Source organism: Ruegeria sp. I1 (assembly GCF_056532675.1).
On the sequence record NZ_JBQFNM010000005.1, the window covers coordinates 63,364 to 80,474 of the forward strand.

Here is a 17,111-nt window from a genome sequence, read left to right on the forward strand (position 1 = left end):
AATATAAAGACCGTCACATCGGCGGTCACATCTCGTGACACAAGTTAAGAAGAGGTCTGATATGACCCATAAAATCGCAATTCTGGGCGCCTCGGGCTATACTGGCGCTGAACTGGTGCGGCTGATTGCCGAGCACCCGAATATGGACATCGTTGCCCTGGCCGCCGAGCGCAAAGCCGGGCTGTCTATGGCGCAGGTTTTTCCACATCTGCGCCATATGGACCTGCCGGATCTATGCAAAATCTCGGAAATCGATTTTTCGCAGATCGATCTGTGTTTCTGCGCCTTGCCTCATAAGACCAGTCAGGAGGTGATCCGGGATCTGCCAAAAAACCTGAAGATCATCGACTTGTCTGCAGATTTTCGGCTGCAGGACCCAGATGAGTACGAGAAATGGTACGGTAACCCGCACAGTGCTTTGGAGCAGCAGGAAGAGGCTGTTTATGGTCTGACCGAGTTCTACCGGGACGACATCCGCACTGCGCGGCTGGTCGCTGGCACGGGGTGCAACGCGGCAACCGGGCAATATGTGCTGCGGCCGCTGATCAGCGCCGAAGTGATTGATCTGGACGATATCGTTCTGGACCTGAAATGCGCGGTGTCGGGGGCAGGGCGCTCGCTTAAGGAAAACCTGTTGCATGCTGAATTGAGCGAGGGTGCAAATGCCTATGCTATCGGAGGCACGCATCGGCATCTGGGGGAGTTCGATCAGGAGTTTTCCAGACTTGCTGGCCGGACCGTGCATATACAATTTACACCCCACCTGATCCCGGCCAACCGAGGTATTCTTGCGACCAGCTACCTAAAGGGCGATCCGCAAAGCGTCTATGAAACGCTTGTGAAGGCCTATGCGGACGAGCCCTTCATCGAAGTGCTGCCAATGGGCGAGGCCCCATCGACCCACCATGTGCGCGGTTCGAATTTCTGCCATATCGGCGTGGTGGCGGATCGGATCGAGCGGCGCGCGATCGTGGTTGCGGCACTGGATAACCTGACAAAAGGTAGCAGCGGTCAGGCCTTGCAGAACGCCAATCTGATGTTAGGTGAGGACGAAACCAAAGGCCTGATGATGGCCCCGCTTTTCCCGTGAGGACGGTATGAAATCGCTCAAGAAACGTCGTCGGATACAGGTTATTCTGGTCGCGGTGGTTGCTTTGGCGGCCTCAACGGCGTTAATTGGGTGGGCCTTGCAAGATGGGATCAATTTCTTCCGATCCCCCAGCGAAGTGATTGCCGAGCCGCCCGAGCCTACGGAAGTTTTCCGGATTGGCGGCCTGGTCGCGGAAGGCTCGATCCAGCGTGGGCAGGGCGAGACTGTTCGTTTTGTCGTGACCGATGGTGGCGAAAGCGTGCCGGTGGCCTTTACCGGTGTATTGCCCGATCTGTTTTCGGAAAACCAGGGCATGGTCGGGACCGGGCGTTACGTGAACGGTGTGTTTGAAGCGACTGAAATCCTGGCCAAACATGACGAGACCTATATGCCGAAAGAGGTGATGGACGCGCTGAAAGAACAAGGCGTTTATCAAGAGCCAAGCGAAGGCTAAACGCAGCGCTGCTGCGTGCCCCCGGCGGAGGTATTTTTGAACAGAAGAACAACGGGCGTTGCGCGCGAAGGGCGGGCAGCGCCCTGTGTTGTTTGAGGATATTAAGCTTACTGATGGACCGTTTCACCTGACAGAGCATTCGGGGGACGACATGCAGACGGTTCGGGATATAGCGACAGAGATTGTGGCGCGCGAAGGTGGATTTGTGGATGATCCAGATGATCCAGGTGGTGCGACGAATTACGGTGTGACTATTCACACCATGCGGCGGTTGGGACTTGATCTGACGGGTGACGGGCAGATTGACACACGCGACGTGAGGGCGCTGAGCAAGCCGCAAGCAATAGATATCTTTGTGCGGCATTACTTTGAAAAACCTCGGATTTCAGCGTTGCCCGTCGTGCTGCATGCGTCGGTTTTTGACATGTATGTCAATGCGGGCAGTCAGGCCGTGAAAATCCTGCAGCGTTTGCTGCGCGAGATGGGGTTTGACGTCTCAGTGGACGGCGTGATCGGGCCGCAGACCACTCGCGCCTGCGCGCAGGCGGCCCTGCCGGGGGAGGTAGCCTTGCGCGATGCATATGGGGTGGCGCGACGGAACTACTATTTTCGCTTGGCCGATCGCAGGCCTGCCTCGCGCAAATATGCGCGTGGCCGTGCGGGAGGCAAAGGGGGGTGGATCAAACGCGCCGAGGAGTTCCTTTCTTCGAAGTACCACCTGACCGACGCGCAGTTTGAGGAAAGGGTCGCAGCATGGGGCTGATATCGGGCATTCTGGGTTTTCTGTTTGGTGGCGGGCGCAATGTTGTGCGTGAAACGGCAGAGGTTTTTCGGGAAAACGCCGAAGAGGGTGCGCAGCGGGCAATGACGGTTCAAAGCCAGGCGATGGCGCAGTTCTGGGCCGAGTTTCAAGTGCCGCGCAAGGGTGCTTTTGACCGGTTTATGGATGGTTTGAACCGTTTGCCCCGCCCGGCACTGGCTTTGGGGACGTTGGGCTTGTTCGTGGCCGCGATGATCGATCCCTTGTGGTTTGCTGCTCGGATGCAGGGCATTGCACTGGTGCCGGAACCGCTTTGGTGGCTTTTGGGCGTGATCGTTTCGTTCTATTTCGGCGCGCGCCATCAGGCCAAGGCGCAGGAGCTGCAGCGTGAGATTTCGGATACGATGATGCGTGCACCCAAGGTGCTGGCCAATTTGCGCAGCCTGGCTCAGATGCGCAGTGACAGCCCTGGCATTGCTGATCCGGGCCCGGATGCGGGTTTGCAGATTGAGGTCGCACAAGCGGATGACAATCCGGCCTTGACCGAATGGAAACGGCTGAGGCACGCCTGAGCCGCGACACTATGTTCGGAAGAATTTGGCGAAAGTTATTGGCGCACCACGTAGCTGAGCGATATATCCTGAGGCATGATTACAGAGCTTGGTCACTTCGCCCTCATCCTCGCATTTATGATTGCCATCGTTCAAAGCGTGGTCCCTCTGATCGGGGCCGCGAAACGCTGGACCGGATGGATGGTCTTTGCCGAACCTGCGGCGATCTCCCAATTTTTGCTGACGGCGTTTTCCTTTGGGGCGCTGGTCTGGGCATTTACGACTTCGGACTTCTCGCTTCGGATCGTGGTGGAAAACAGTCATTCGGCGAAACCGATGATCTACAAGATCAGCGGAACCTGGGGCAACCACGAAGGATCGATGCTGTTGTGGGTTCTGATCGTGACCTTGTTCGGGGCCATGGCAGCGCTGTTTGGCGGCGGGCTGCCACCTACCTTGAAGGCGCGTGTTCTGGCAGTTCAATCGGCCGTCGCCGTAGCGTTTTTTGCGTTTATTCTGTTTACATCGAACCCATTTGATCGGCTGGCAATTGCGCCATTTGATGGGCGTGATCTAAACCCGCTGTTGCAGGACCCCGGCTTGGCGTTTCACCCGCCGTTTCTGTATCTGGGATATGTGGGCCTGAGCATGTCGTTCAGTTTTGCCGTTGCCGCACTGATCGAAGGTCGGGTTGATGCGGCCTGGGGTCGGTGGGTGCGGCCCTGGACACTGGCGGCCTGGGTGTTTCTGACGATTGGTATCGCACTTGGGTCCTGGTGGGCCTATTACGAGCTTGGTTGGGGCGGGTTTTGGTTCTGGGACCCGGTTGAAAACGCCTCGTTCATGCCCTGGTTGCTGGCGGCAGCATTGTTGCATTCGGCCATCGTTGTTGAAAAACGTGAGGCGTTGAAAAGCTGGACCATCCTTTTGGCGATCATCGCCTTCGGCTTTTCGCTGATCGGGACATTCATTGTACGTTCGGGTCTTTTGACCTCGGTACACGCCTTTGCCACTGACCCAGAGCGGGGCGTGTTCATCCTGATGATCCTTGTCTTCTTTATTGGCGGCGCACTGACCTTGTTTGCGGCCCGCGCTCAGACGATGGAAGCCAAGGGTGTGTTTGGCGTTGTCAGTCGCGAAAGCGCACTGGTGGTGAACAATGTCTTGCTGGCAGTCAGCTGTTTTGTGGTATTCGTGGGAACGATGTGGCCGATGGTGGCCGAGATGATGTTTGACCGGACACTTTCGGTCGGGCCGCCCTTCTTCAACTTTGCCTTCACGCCATTCATGGTTCTGCTGGGTCTGGTTCTGCCGATCGGGTCACTGCTGCCTTGGAAGCGCGGTAAGCTTGGGAAAACCGCCTGGTCGTTGCGCTATGCGTTTCTGCTGGCACTGGCCGTGGCGCTTTTGGTTTGGGCCATGCAGACGGGGCGCAGTGCGCTGGGGCCGGTCGGGCTGTTTCTTGGGGTCTGGATTACCTGCGGCGCGATCCTTGATCTTTGGAGCCGTACAGGCCGCAAAGGCAGCCTGAGACGGCTGTTCCGCCTGCCGGGCGCGGATTGGGGCAAGGCCGTTGCCCATACCGGCTTGGGTGTCACGATCTTTGCGATTGCCGGTCTGACCGCGTGGGAGGTTGAAGACATCCGTGTTGCTCAGCCCGGAGCACCCTTTGAGGTTGGACAGTTCACTTTGACGCTGAAAGATGTGCGGCGTGTTCAAGGGCCGAACTATTTCTCGACCACCGCTGATGTCTCAGTCGAGACAAACGGGCGGTCATTGGGGATGCTGCATCCTGAAAAGCGGGACTATCCCGTCGCACGTATGCCCACGACCGAAGCCGCGATTGACTATCGCATTCTTCGGGACCTCTATGTGGTGATCGGGGATCAACAGGCCGATGGGGGCTGGGTCGTGCGGACCTATATCAAACCGTTCGCCAATTGGATTTGGGCAGGATGTATCCTGATGGCGCTGGGTGGTGTTCTCAGCCTGTGCGATCGCCGTTTCCGTGTCGCTGCCGGCGCGCGTAAAACGCCTGCGGCCGGGGTGCCGGCGGAATGAAGCGCCTGATCCTGATCATGATGCTTTTGGCCGCCCCGGCATATGCTGTGCAGCCTGACGAAGTCCTGGACGATCCGGTACTTGAACAGCGGGCACGTGATCTGAGCGCCGAACTGCGGTGTCTGGTCTGCCGGAACGAAAGCATTGATGAAAGCAACGCGGATCTGGCTCGCGATCTGCGCCTTTTGGTCCGCGAGCGTCTGGTTGCCGGGGATAGTGACGAAGAAGCGATGGCCTTTATCGTCGACCGATATGGTGAATATGTGCTTCTCCGGCCCCAGATTTCAGGCGCCAACCTAATGCTGTGGCTTGCAGGGCCGTTCATGTTGTTGGCTGCAGCGGGCATGGGATGGGCGTTTGTCCGCAACCGGTCAAGGGCTCAAGCAGTTGAGGCTGATGATACGCTCAGCGATGAAGAAAAAGAACGGCTGCGCAAGATTCTCGACGGCTGACGTTCGGTTCCACTTTCCCTTGCTGTTCGAATAGGTCAGGGTTCGCAAAACCTGGCGCGAGGGGAGGCTTTATATGAACTACGAAACGATCCTGTTGGATATCACTGACGGCCTGGCCGTTCTGACGTTCAACCGCCCGGACAAAATGAACGCACTGACCACTCAGATGCGGGCAGAGATCACCCATGCGATGAAAGAGGCCGCTCGCAATGCGCGCTGCGTGGTGCTGACCGGGGCTGGACCGGCATTTTGCTCGGGCCAGGATCTTGGCGATGCCTCATCAACCGGAAAAATCGACCTGGAACGATCCTTGCGCGACGAATATGAGCCGATGCTCGAAGCGATCCACGATTGCCCGGTGCCAACCATTGCAGCGGTAAACGGCGCGGCTGCGGGGGCAGGGGCGAACCTTGCCTTATGCGCCGATGTAGTGATCGCAAGTGAAAGCGCATACTTCCTGCAGGCCTTTGCCCGGATCGGCCTGTTGCCTGATGCTGGTGGCACCTGGTTCATGCCGCGCCAGATGGGTTTGGCCAAGGCCATGGGCGCAGCGCTTTTTGCCGAAAAGATCAGTGCCCGTCAGGCCGATGACTGGGGCCTGATCTGGGAAGCGGTCGCCGATGATGATTTCGCCGCGCATTGGCGCAAGCGCGCCGAGTATTTGGCGAATGGCCCAACGGCTGGCTTCGCGGCCATAAAAACAGCTCTGCGTGGTACATATGAAAACACGCTGACCCAGCAACTTAAGACGGAGGCGAGCTTGCAAGGTGACTGCGGGCGCTCGCGTGACTTTGCCGAAGGTGTGGTGGCCTTTCTGGAGAAGCGCCCCGCCAAGTTCGAGGGGCGCTGAGCGCAATCAGGCCCGGCGGCGCCGACGCGTGCGCCGTTCCGGGGCCGCTTCCTCTCCGGTTCCGTCCGAGGCCGACGAAAAGGGCCCCAACGCATCGGTGATCTGATCCAGCGTCGGGCGTTCGGCCCGTGGGGTCGTATCCAACGCCTCGCGCATTTTCTCTACATGGGCGGGCATTGTGCCACAGCAACCGCCGATGATCTTCGCGCCCGCATCCCGCGCCATGACGGCATATTGGGCCATCAGATCAGGCGTTCCGTCATACTTGATGCTGCCATCTACATATTTTGGGATGCCTGCATTCCCTTTGGACACCAGCGGGCGCTGAGTGCCTTGCGCGACAAATCCTAGAACGGTGCGCATGATATCCGAAGAGCCGGTGCCGCAATTGGCACCAAAGGCCAGTGGCGGGTTCTCGAAAGTTTCAACCAACTGCGCCAGATCGGCGGAGGTTACGCCCATCATCGTGCGACCTGCAGTATCAAAGCTCATGGTGCCGCACCATGGCATATCGGCCAGAGCAAACGCTTCGGCCGCCGCGCGGAATTCTTCGGGGGCGCTTATGGTTTCGACCCACAAGACGTCTGCGCCGCCTTCTTTCAAAGCGGCGGCCTGTTCGTGAAACATCTCGACCGCATCGCTATGCGAGAGGCTGCCGACTGGTTCCATGATCTCGCCCGTTGGTCCGACAGAACCAGCAACAATAACGGTGCGCCCGGACGCATCGGCGACTTCGCGGCCAAGCTCTGCCCCGATCCGGTTCAGCTCGGTCACGCGGTTCTGCGCATCGTGCAGTTTCAAACGCGCCGCTGTTCCGCCGAAGGTGTTGGTCAGGAACAGATCACTGCCAGCATCGACCCAGCCCTGATACAAAGCCTTGATTTTTTCAGGCGAATCCACGTTCCACAGCTCGGGCGCGTCACCCGATTGCAGACCCATATTGAATAGGTTGGTCCCCGTTGCACCATCGGCCAGAATTATGTCGGCGGTGTTTAGAAGGTCGGTGAGCGCATTTGTCATGAGAAAAGCCCGAAAACTGGCGCAAAGCGCCATTGTGAATAACAGACGCCCCGTGTCACATGACCGGGGCGTCAAATCAAATTCATAATACTCATGAACATCATGAGCGGTGCTGCAAAGAGACTTAGATGTCGGCCTCGGCCATCACCTGTTCTTTGGCTTCGACCAGAAGTTCCGCCATCTTCGCACGAATTTTGGCTTCATCGGCAAGATCGCCCAAGTAGCTTTTGACTGCATTGACGACGTCATCTTCATTGACGTGTTTCAGGTCGGTTTGGACCAGTTCCTGACCGTATTTGCGCGCCTGTTCTACGGTTTCGCCCTTCAGGGTCGAGGCCCAGACAGCCATGAACCGGTTGCGGCGCATACGTGCGATGAATTGCATTTTTTCGTCATGCGCAAATTTCGTTTCAAACGCATTTTCACGTTCGTCAAAGGTGGTCATGAGACAAGGACCTCTTGGGTTGCTATTACTCTGTTGATGATATGACCATACGGCAGCACGGGTGCAAGGGATTTGCGCTGTGTCAAAGTCTCGCTGCGTTGCAAACTTGCGGGGAAGGGGGGCATGGACTATGAGGGCGCCAACCAGCGGGACTCATTCCCACTGCTCAGACTGGAAAGGTCGCTTATGGCGCGTCGCAAGAAAATCTACGAAGGCAAAGCCAAGATTCTGTATGAAGGTCCTGAACCGGGCACAATCGTGCAGTATTTCAAGGATGACGCCACCGCTTTCAACGCGGAGAAGAAGGACGTGATTGACGGTAAGGGCGTTCTGAATAACCGCCTGTCTGAATTCTTCATGAACGGTCTGAACCAGATCGGTGTGCCGACCCATTTCATCCGTCGCCTGAATATGCGGGAACAGCTGGTGCGCAATTGCGAAATCGTGCCGCTGGAAATCATCGTACGCAACTATGCGGCCGGGACCATGTCCAAGCGTCTGGGCATCGCCGAAGGCACGCAGCTGCCACGTCCGATTGTCGAATATTGCTACAAAGACGATGCTCTGGGTGATCCTTTGGTTACCGAGGAACACATTGCCGCCTTTGGCTGGGCCAGCCAGCAAGATATGGACGATATCCTCAGCCTTGCCCTGCGCGTGAACGATTTCATGAGCGGCGTCATGATGGCCGTTGGCATTCGACTGATCGACTTCAAGATCGAAATCGGCCGCGTCTTTGATGGTGACTATCAACGATTGATCGTCGCCGATGAGATCAGCCCCGACAGCTGCCGCCTGTGGGATATTGAAACAGGCCAGAAACTGGATAAAGACGTCTTCCGCCGCGATCTGGGCAATCTGACAGATGCCTATTCCGAGGTCGCGCGTCGCCTGGGCGTTCTGCCCCAAAGCAACGTGACCAAGCCGACGCTGATCAACTAGGCGATACTGGTCTGAATTCCGTGAAGGCGCCGCTTATCCTTAGCGGCGCTTTTTCTGTTTCAGAACGTTTGACAGCTTATGCGTTCCTGATCATGTTTGGATTTAAGCAGCCAAATAGCTTGCGATCGGGGTGATCTAACGCATGACGGAATTGTTTGATCAGGCAGTTTTCCTGAAGTTCTTGGCCGCCGTGCTGACAGGCGAAAGAATCCTTGGGATTTTTGGCATAGATGTGCCGTCTTTCCGGATCGCGGGCGGTATCATCATTTTCGGAATAGGTATGTCGATGCTGAAGGCCGAGGATCGCACCCCTGGCGATCAGGCCGCCGTAGCGGACGGACATCAACGAAAGCTGAACTTTGCTGTTGTTCCGTTGGCGATCCCTTTGACGATCGGGCCCGGCACGATTGCAATTACCATTGTGTTTTCGCATCAGCTGTCTGACGGTACGGAAATCCTGACGCTGGGTGCTGCGATATTGATTGCCTGTGCAATAGTCGGGTTGGGATTGTTGTTCGCGGATCAAATCTCGCGCCTTGTAGGCGAGACGATGATCAACGTTGTGACCCGTATCATGGCGATATTGTTAATGGCCGTTGCGGTCGAAATGGTTTTGACCGGCACATTCAATGCGATCGATGCGCACTATCCTGCATTGTCCAAGGGTGACGGCTAGGGTACCACCTGCGGCAAACTGCGGATCATACAGGGTTGTTCAATGCACCCAACCACGCTATCCCCCGCGCAACGGAATAGGGCCGGCCTGCGGCCCCAGGTGGAGTTGCGAAAATGAAAGCACGGGTGCATGTGATGCTCAAGAATGGGGTGCTTGACCCTCAGGGTGAGGCGGTACGGCACGCACTAGGCGCCATGGGCTTTGATCAGGTCGAAGGCGTTCGGCAGGGCAAGGTGATCGATCTGGAGCTTGCAGACGGCGCGACCGAGGCGGATGTGACCGAGATGTGTGAAAAGCTGTTGGCCAATACGGTCATCGAGCGTTACGAGATCGAACTGGTCTGATCCAGGCCCATAAGGAGGGTTTGCCATGCGCGCTGCCGTTATCGTCTTCCCCGGATCGAATTGTGACCGGGATCTTGCCGTGGCTTTCAAGCAAGCCGGTTTTCAGGTCGATATGGTCTGGCACAAAGATGCGACGCTGCCTGACGGCGTTGATATCGTCGGTGTTCCGGGCGGATTTTCCTATGGCGACTATCTGCGCTGCGGCGCTATCGCGGCCCAGTCGCCGATTTGTCAGGCGGTGATCGATCACACCAAACGCGGTGGATATGCAATGGGGGTCTGTAACGGCTTCCAGATATTGACCGAGACCGGCATTCTGCCGGGCGCATTGCTACGGAATGCGGGTCTGAAATACATCTGCAAGACCGTGGGCCTGAAAGTCGAAACTAGCAGCAGCCCCTTTACCGAAGGCTTCAACGCAGGTGACGTGATCGGAATCCCGATTGCCCATCATGACGGCAACTATTTCGCCGATGACGATACATTGTCCAAGCTGCGGGACCAGGACCGCGTTGCGTTCACCTATACCGAGAATCCGAATGGCTCGGTCGGGGATATCGCGGGCATCCTGTCGGAAAATCGTCGCGTTCTCGGCATGATGCCGCATCCGGAACGGGCAGCGGATCAGGGGCATGGTGGCACCGACGGTACGGCATTGTTCCGCGCATTGTCGGGCGTCCTGTCGCCAGCGTGACTTGAGGTCAGATCATAGCGCGCGTACCTTCTGGGGATGAGTACAGAGGTTCGCACTGGCTGGTCCAAACTTCTACGACCCTTTCGCGGCGCGCCGCTTGGTTGGCGATTGCGACTGGCCGTTTTTGTCCTATTGGCCGCCACTGTTGTGACGGTTTGGACGACGAACCGTTTGCTGACGGATCGTTTTACCCAAGATACGCGAAATAGAGCCGAGCTCAGGCTAACACTCGACTCCGGCAACCTGGTCAGTGAGCTGCGCCGCAATGCCATTGTGCCGCAATTGTTGGCGCGCGATCCGACGCTGATATCTGCCCTGCGCTCCAGCGACTATACGCTGTCGACCCAGCGTTTGATTTCATTTGTCGAAGAGATTGGCGCAGCGTCGCTGATGCTTCTTGATAGCGATGGGCGGTCTGTTGCCGCAACCGATCGTAACCGTCTGGGTGAGGCACATCGCAACGCGCCTTATTTTGTGGATGCGATACGGTCAAATTCGACGATTTTCTCGGTCATCCCGCGAGAGGCCGGTGGCTATAGTTTTGTCTATTCACGCCGTATCCAGGGCAACTCGGACATACTCGGCGTGATCGTGGTCGAGGTCGACCTGCAGAAGTTCGAAACCGCCTGGGCGCGGATTGCACATGCGGTGCTGGTCACTGACAGCGCCGGCAACATCATCCTGTCGACCGAACCACAATGGCGCGGGTTGGATGAAGAGGCGGCGATGCTGCGCCAACCACCGCTCAGCGCCATTCAACGCGCGATCCGCGTGACCACAGATTGGACCGCGCTGCCGCCGGATGCCTATCTTCAGGGTGAGGCGGTGATGCGGATGGAAAAACGCATTCCGTTTCGCGGCTGGCAAATGACATCCTTCACCACATTCGAGTCAGTGCGCGAGCGGGTGAACAGCGTTTTAGCGCTTGAGATCATGGGATTTGCGATTCTTCTGGCGCTGGCCTTCTACGCACTCAGCCGCCGCGCCACCTTGCGGATGGCGCTGTTCCAGCGCGAGTCGGCAGAGCTTCGCGCATTGAACACAAGGCTGCAGCGGGAAATTGCTGAGCGGGAACGGGTTGAAAAGACGCTGGATTTGGCCGAGCAGACGCTTGCCCAAAGTTCGAAACTGGCGGCGTTGGGAGAGATGTCGGCAGCGGTGAGTCACGAGTTGAATCAACCTTTGGCTGCAATGAAAACCTATCTGGCGGGTGCGCGGCTGCTGTTGCGCCGAAACAGGCCCGAAGAGGCATTGGCCAGCTTTGGCCGCATCGATGGTCTGATCGAGCGGATGGGCGCAATCACCCGACAGCTCAAATCCTATGCGCGCAAGGGTGCGGATGCGTTTTCGCCCGTAAATCTTGGAGAAGCGCTGGCTTCGTCGCTGTCGATGATGGAGCCGCAATTGCGCCAAAGACATGTTAAGATCACTCAGATTCTGCCCGAAGAGCCGGTGTTGGTGAACGGAGATCGGATGCGGATCGAACAGGTTATGGTCAACCTGTTGCGCAATGCTCTGGACGCCACCAAGTCGGTGGCTGAGCCGGATGTGGAAATCATCTTGGCCGCGGGAGATATGGCGGTGCTAACCGTGCGCGACAATGGCTATGGGATCGATGACATCGAGAACCTGTTCGAGCCGTTCTATACCACCAAACAGCCCGGCGATGGCGTCGGGCTGGGGCTTGCCATCTCGTCCGGGATCGTGAACGACCATGGCGGACGGCTGACTGCGCGTAACGGCCAGCACGGCGGCGCGGTGTTTGAAATGCAATTGCCCATCTTGGGCAGCGACGGCCTTGAGGCCGCAGAATAAAAGGGAAGACTATGGCCCAAGCCATGAAGATCGCCATTGTGGATGATGAACAGGACATGCGCCAGTCAATCAGCCAATGGCTGGCATTGTCGGGGTATGACACCGAAACCTTTGCCAGCGCTGAGGATGCGCTGAAAGTTCTGGGCCCCGAATATCCGGGGATTGTGATCTCGGACATCAAGATGCCCGGCATGGATGGCATTCAATTGCTGAAAAAGCTGATGGGGGCGGACAGCACTCTGCCTGTGATCATGATCACCGGTCACGGCGACGTCCCTATGGCGGTTGAAGCGATGCGCGTTGGCGCGTTTGATTTCCTTGAGAAGCCCTTTAACCCGGATCGTATGTCGGAATTGGCGAAGCGGGCCAGCAATGCCCGCCGTCTGACCTTGGACAACCGGGCCCTGCGCCGAGAGCTATCGGGTGGCACCCAGATCATGAACAAACTGATTGGCGCTAGCCCTGTGATGGAGCGTTTGCGCGAGGACATACTGGACCTTGGTCAAGCCGATGGCCACGTGCTAATTGACGGTGAAACCGGGACTGGGAAGACCCTTGTTGCGCATGCTCTGCATGCAGTGGGCAGCCGGGCTGGCAAGAAGTTCGTTCTGGTTTCCTGCGCAGCGCTGGAAGAAGAGGCTTTGTCTAAACGTCTGTTTGGCCCGATGATGCCCGAGGACGCGCAACTGCCCGCGATTGAAGAGGCGCGCGGTGGAACACTGGTTCTGGAAGACGTTGAAGCGCTGAGCGACACGCTACAGGCGCGCTTGCTAAGCGTGATGAACGAACAGGGCACCCCGGCAGAAACGCGCATCGTTGCGATTTCCAACCTGCAAGAGGCCGGAAAGACCAGCGAGGACGTGCTGCGCCCCGATCTGTTCTACCGTCTGGCGGCACTACGGATAACCATGCCGCCTTTGCGGCAGCGGGGCGAAGACATTCTGACCCTGTTCACGCGCCTGAGCGAGCAGTTTGCCGAGGAATACGGCTGCGAGGCACCGCAGGTGAGTGCGCAAGAAGCCGCACAATTGTTGCAGGCCCCGTGGCCGGGCAATGTGCGTCAGTTGATCAACATCGCGGAACGCGCTGTGCTGCAATCGCGGCGCGGGTCGGGGACGATTGCGTCATTGCTGATGTCGGATCACGAGGAAATGCAGCCGGTGATGACCACCGAAGGTAAGCCTTTGAAGGAATACGTCGAAGCGTTCGAACGGATGCTGATCGACAACACGATGCGCCGCCACAAAGGATCGATCGCGTCAGTGATGGATGAGCTCTGCCTGCCGCGCCGGACTTTGAACGAGAAGATGGCCAAATACGGGCTTCAACGGTCGGACTATTTGTGAGGCCGGGGAGGGGGGCCAGCCCCCCTCTTGAGCCATAGGCTCAATTCACCCCCCCCGAGGTATTTTTGAACAGAAGAAGATGGGCGCGGCGTGTTTGAGATGGACGGGATGCAGTTTGCCCATTGTGTTTTCCACAGGACTGCTTTTATTGTGTCCGAACGGGCCGGGCCATTTTTGCGCCTTTAAGCCCCGAATCTTTGAGTTTCGCTGCGTCGCAGCAGGTGATCTTTGGTTTTCACCGCGAAGCAGACCGATTGTGCCCCGATCCATGGGGCAGTTGAGTACCTGAGCCCGATGCGTCGGGTGAAAGGAATAAATGGGCAGGCAGCGGTCCCAATCGCGCCTGTCGGAGAAGAACCGCGATGACGCGCGCGCAACGTTTGAAAGACCGGGCAGGGGGCCAGAGCGCCAGACCCTGCCGCGCGCCGTCTGATATCGCCCTGACAAGACACCTCCCCAAAAGCGCCTGTCCGCCTGGACGGGTCAGGACAACGCGTTTGGCGCGGTGCACCAAGGACACATGGCTAAGAAAATGCTTATCGATGCCACCCATGCGGAGGAAACCCGCGTCGTGGTGGTCGACGGAAACAAGGTCGAGGAGTTCGATTTTGAATCCGAAAACAAACGCCAACTTGCTGGCAACATCTATCTTGCAAAAGTAACGCGGGTCGAGCCGTCGCTGCAGGCGGCCTTTGTGGATTATGGCGGGAACCGGCATGGATTCTTGGCGTTTTCCGAGATTCATCCCGATTACTACCAGATTCCCGTCGCCGACCGTGAGGCGCTGATGGAGGAAGAGCGCGCCTATGCCGAGGCCATGAAGGCCCGGGATGAGGCGGAAGAGGCCAAGCCGAAAAAGCGCCGCCGCTCGCGCACCAAAGCGGCGGATGTGAAATCCGATGATGCGGTTGAGTCGATTGAAGTGTCGAACGAACCGACCGGCATGGAGACCATCGACCTGGAAGAGGGTGAAGAAGCGGACCTGGCGGTTGAGGAAGGAACCTCGCCTGCGGATCGTGTCGCCGAAACGCCCGTCGAAGAACCGGTTGATGAGGTTGAGACCTCCGATGATGCGGTTGCCGAGGAGGTAACCCAACAGGGTGTGGAAGACACCGCGCCGGAAGACGCATCTGAGGCCGAAGCAGAAGCGGTGGCTGAAGAGACCGCAGAATCTGAACAGGCGGAGCCTCTAAACGAGATCGAAGAGGCGAAATCTGACTCGGATACCGATGAAGGTGAAGAGAGTGAAGCACTGACGGACGCGGCTGAAAAAGACGCATCCATCGAATCTGTGGCTGACGAGGATGACAGCGAAGATATTCGCCCACCGCGCAAGCCCCGCCCGCGCCGGTACAAAATTCAGGAAGTCATCAAGGTCCGTCAGGTTCTGCTGGTGCAGGTGGTCAAGGAAGAGCGCGGCAACAAAGGGGCAGCGCTGACCACCTATCTGTCTCTGGCAGGGCGCTATTGTGTTCTGATGCCCAACACAGCCCGTGGCGGCGGCATTAGCCGTAAGATCACCAACGCACCTGATCGTAAGAAACTGAAAGAAATCGCCGCCGAGATCGATGTGCCAACGGGCGCTGGGTTGATTATCCGTACTGCGGGGGCCAAGCGCACGAAGTCCGAGATCAAGCGCGACTATGAATATCTGCAGCGTCTATGGGAGCAGATCCGCGAGCTGACGCTCAAATCCATTGCACCTGCGAAAATCTATGAAGAAGGCGATCTGATCAAACGGTCGATCCGTGATCTTTATAACCGCGATATTGATGAGGTTCTGGTCGAAGGCGAGGGCGGTTATCGCATCGCCAAGGACTTCATGAAAATGATCATGCCGTCCCACGCCAAGAACGTGAAACGGTATGAGGACGCGTTGCCACTATTCGCACGCTATCAGGTCGAAAGCTATCTGGCCGGGATGTTCAACCCGACCGTGCAGCTGAAATCCGGTGGCTATATCGTGATCGGTGTGACCGAGGCGTTGGTGGCGATCGATGTGAACTCTGGTCGGGCGACCAAGGAAGGTTCGATCGAGGAAACCGCGCTCAAGACCAACCTTGAGGCCGCCGAGGAAGTGGCACGCCAGTTGCGTCTGCGGGACCTGGCGGGTCTGATCGTGATCGATTTCATCGATATGGACGAGCGCAAGAACAACTCAGCCGTCGAGAAGCGTCTGAAAGATAAGCTTAAAACCGACCGTGCGCGCATCCAGGTGGGCCGCATTTCGGGCTTTGGCCTGCTGGAGATGTCGCGCCAGCGCCTGCGCCCCGGCATGCTGGAGGCAACCACGCAGCCGTGCCCGCATTGTCATGGCACCGGCCTGATCCGCTCGGACGACAATATGGCACTGTCGATTCTGCGTCAGATCGAAGAGGAAGGCACCCGCCGCCGTTCGCGCGAAGTTCTGGTGCGTTGCCCGGTTGGGATTGCCAACTTCCTGATGAACCAGAAGCGCGAGCATATCGCTCAGATCGAGGCGCGCTATGGTCTCTCTGTGCGTGTCGAAGGGGATTTGCATCTGGTCAGCCCGGATTTCTCGATGGAGAAATTCAAGACGGCCAGCCGGATTGTGCCCGAGGCCACCGCGCCGGTTGTATCTGTTGATGCGTCGCTGATGGATATGGTTGACGAGACTGATGAGGACGAGGTCGAGGACGAAACCGTTCAGGCCGAAGAAGAGGTCAAGCCCAAGCGTAAACGTCGCCGTCGTCGCCGCAAGAAGGGTGGAAATTCTGGCGAGCAACAGGATGGCGAGGCTGACGCGTCCGAGGCAACTCCCGAAGAGGTAACGCCGGACGACATCCCAGCGGAAAGCGCTCAGGAAGACCGAGAGGCCACAGGCGAAGAGGAAAAACCCGCCAAGCCGAAACGCCGCCGGGCGCCGCGTCGCAAGAAAAAAGACACCGAACCCGTTGCGGCAGAGGTTGAGGTGGCGGATGCCGAAGTTCAGCAAGACCCTGAAGTGCAAGCGGCTGAGGATGCCTCGGTTGAACCTTCAGAACCTGCGACAGGGCCTGAAGTGGCTGAGACGGCCGTAGAAGAAGCACCCGTTCCGGCTGAGGGACTTGCGCCGGAGCAAGACGAACCTGAACAGGCAGCTGAAGAGTCCGTTGCTGTGGAAGAGGTTGCAGAACCTTCCACCCAAGAAGTTGTAGAGCCTGCCGTAGAAGAAGCTCAGGCCGAACCCGTTCTGGAAACGGTGGCAGAAGAGCCAGAGCAACCAAGCGAACCCGCCAAACCCAAACGGCGCGGCTGGTGGTCGCTGGGCAGCTAAACCAAATAGAAAAGGCGGGTTTGGCGCCCGCCTTTTTCGTTGCCTCTTCGGGCCTCGATCAGCCTTGTTTCTGGATCAGATAGATCTGATGCCCGTTCTCTTCGCCTTGCGAAACGAGTTTGTGGCCAGACTCTGTGCAGAAATGCGGTACATCGATGATCGCGGCTGGGTCATCGGCCAATACGCGCAGCACCGCGCCGCCGGGCATGGATTTCAGCCGTTTGCGCGCCTTCAGCACAGGCAAGGGGCAAAGCAGCCCAAGCGCATCAAGGGTCTCGGTTGGATTTGACATAAGGGTCAGATATTTCCACTTTGCCATGGTGTCCAGCGTGCA

17 protein-coding genes are annotated in these 17,111 nt (G+C 57.7%); 14 read left to right on the forward strand and 3 right to left on the reverse strand.

The window, feature by feature from the left end:
• The first annotated feature begins 61 nt into the window (after positions 1 to 61).
• The 7 genes from argC to ACR0DH_RS10885 all read left to right on the forward strand — a co-directional run bounded on the left by argC (position 62) and on the right by ACR0DH_RS10885 (position 6,218).
• Positions 62 to 1,090 carry an N-acetyl-gamma-glutamyl-phosphate reductase gene (argC, locus tag ACR0DH_RS10855; protein ID WP_480549355.1) on the forward strand — a complete coding sequence of 343 codons (1,029 nt, stop codon included), beginning with the start codon at positions 62 to 64 and terminating at the stop codon, positions 1,088 to 1,090.
• Between the two features lie 7 nt (positions 1,091 to 1,097).
• A complete protein-coding gene (ccmE, locus tag ACR0DH_RS10860; protein ID WP_480549353.1) occupies positions 1,098 to 1,544 on the forward strand; it encodes a cytochrome c maturation protein CcmE in 447 nt (148 codons plus the stop codon).
• A 151-nt stretch (positions 1,545 to 1,695) separates the two neighbouring features.
• On the forward strand, positions 1,696 to 2,307 hold the full coding sequence (locus ACR0DH_RS10865; protein ID WP_480549351.1) for a holin-associated N-acetylmuramidase: 612 nt from the start codon (positions 1,696 to 1,698) through the stop codon (positions 2,305 to 2,307).
• Entirely contained in the window at positions 2,298 to 2,876 is a 579-nt protein-coding gene (locus ACR0DH_RS10870; RefSeq protein WP_480549349.1) for a holin family protein, read from the forward strand. The genes ACR0DH_RS10865 and ACR0DH_RS10870 overlap by 10 nt, the downstream gene beginning before the upstream one ends.
• Before the next feature lie 75 nt (positions 2,877 to 2,951).
• Positions 2,952 to 4,916 carry a heme lyase CcmF/NrfE family subunit gene (locus tag ACR0DH_RS10875; protein ID WP_480549347.1) on the forward strand — a complete coding sequence of 655 codons (1,965 nt, stop codon included), beginning with the start codon at positions 2,952 to 2,954 and terminating at the stop codon, positions 4,914 to 4,916.
• A complete protein-coding gene (locus ACR0DH_RS10880; protein WP_480549345.1) occupies positions 4,913 to 5,368 on the forward strand; it encodes a cytochrome c-type biogenesis protein in 456 nt (151 codons plus the stop codon). Before ACR0DH_RS10875 ends, ACR0DH_RS10880 begins: the two co-directional genes overlap by 4 nt.
• 73 nt (positions 5,369 to 5,441) lie before the next feature.
• Positions 5,442 to 6,218 (forward strand): enoyl-CoA hydratase-related protein, encoded by a 777-nt coding sequence (locus ACR0DH_RS10885; protein ID WP_480541619.1) that lies wholly within the window; start codon positions 5,442 to 5,444, stop codon positions 6,216 to 6,218.
• Between the two features lie 6 nt (positions 6,219 to 6,224).
• Here ACR0DH_RS10885 and bmt read toward each other — a convergent pair whose 3' ends face one another.
• Positions 6,225 to 7,238 (reverse strand): betaine--homocysteine S-methyltransferase, encoded by a 1,014-nt coding sequence (gene bmt, locus ACR0DH_RS10890; RefSeq protein WP_480549343.1) that lies wholly within the window; start codon positions 7,236 to 7,238, stop codon positions 6,225 to 6,227.
• 124 nt (positions 7,239 to 7,362) lie between these two features.
• Positions 7,363 to 7,683, reverse strand: a complete 321-nt coding sequence (locus tag ACR0DH_RS10895) for a DUF1476 domain-containing protein (RefSeq protein WP_480549341.1) — start codon at positions 7,681 to 7,683, stop codon at positions 7,363 to 7,365.
• A gap of 186 nt (positions 7,684 to 7,869) precedes the next feature.
• Here ACR0DH_RS10895 and purC point away from each other — a divergent pair, with 186 nt between their 5' ends.
• The 7 genes from purC to ACR0DH_RS10930 all read left to right on the forward strand — a co-directional run bounded on the left by purC (position 7,870) and on the right by ACR0DH_RS10930 (position 16,777).
• Positions 7,870 to 8,625 (forward strand): phosphoribosylaminoimidazolesuccinocarboxamide synthase, encoded by a 756-nt coding sequence (gene purC / locus ACR0DH_RS10900; RefSeq protein ID WP_480541761.1) that lies wholly within the window; start codon positions 7,870 to 7,872, stop codon positions 8,623 to 8,625.
• Between the two features lie 142 nt (positions 8,626 to 8,767).
• Positions 8,768 to 9,301, forward strand: a complete 534-nt coding sequence (locus ACR0DH_RS10905; protein ID WP_480549339.1) for a MarC family protein — start codon at positions 8,768 to 8,770, stop codon at positions 9,299 to 9,301.
• A 113-nt stretch (positions 9,302 to 9,414) separates the two neighbouring features.
• Complete coding sequence (gene purS / locus ACR0DH_RS10910; protein ID WP_117872765.1) at positions 9,415 to 9,645, forward strand: phosphoribosylformylglycinamidine synthase subunit PurS; 231 nt, start codon at positions 9,415 to 9,417, stop codon at positions 9,643 to 9,645.
• A 25-nt stretch (positions 9,646 to 9,670) separates the two neighbouring features.
• The gene (gene purQ, locus ACR0DH_RS10915; RefSeq protein WP_480549337.1) at positions 9,671 to 10,339 is read left to right on the forward strand and encodes a phosphoribosylformylglycinamidine synthase subunit PurQ; all 669 of its coding nucleotides are present in this window, start codon (positions 9,671 to 9,673) and stop codon (positions 10,337 to 10,339) included.
• A gap of 36 nt (positions 10,340 to 10,375) precedes the next feature.
• The gene (locus ACR0DH_RS10920; RefSeq protein WP_170536903.1) at positions 10,376 to 12,154 is read left to right on the forward strand and encodes an ATP-binding protein; all 1,779 of its coding nucleotides are present in this window, start codon (positions 10,376 to 10,378) and stop codon (positions 12,152 to 12,154) included.
• Positions 12,155 to 12,165: 11 nt separating this feature from the next.
• Positions 12,166 to 13,500 carry a sigma-54-dependent transcriptional regulator gene (locus tag ACR0DH_RS10925; RefSeq protein ID WP_480549335.1) on the forward strand — a complete coding sequence of 445 codons (1,335 nt, stop codon included), beginning with the start codon at positions 12,166 to 12,168 and terminating at the stop codon, positions 13,498 to 13,500.
• A 520-nt stretch (positions 13,501 to 14,020) separates the two neighbouring features.
• Entirely contained in the window at positions 14,021 to 16,777 is a 2,757-nt protein-coding gene (locus tag ACR0DH_RS10930; RefSeq protein ID WP_480549333.1) for an Rne/Rng family ribonuclease, read from the forward strand.
• A gap of 58 nt (positions 16,778 to 16,835) precedes the next feature.
• Here the strand turns inward: ACR0DH_RS10930 and ACR0DH_RS10935 are convergent, their stop codons facing one another.
• Positions 16,836 to 17,069 (reverse strand): sulfurtransferase TusA family protein, encoded by a 234-nt coding sequence (locus ACR0DH_RS10935; RefSeq protein ID WP_480541757.1) that lies wholly within the window; start codon positions 17,067 to 17,069, stop codon positions 16,836 to 16,838.
• Positions 17,070 to 17,111 lie beyond the last annotated feature (42 nt).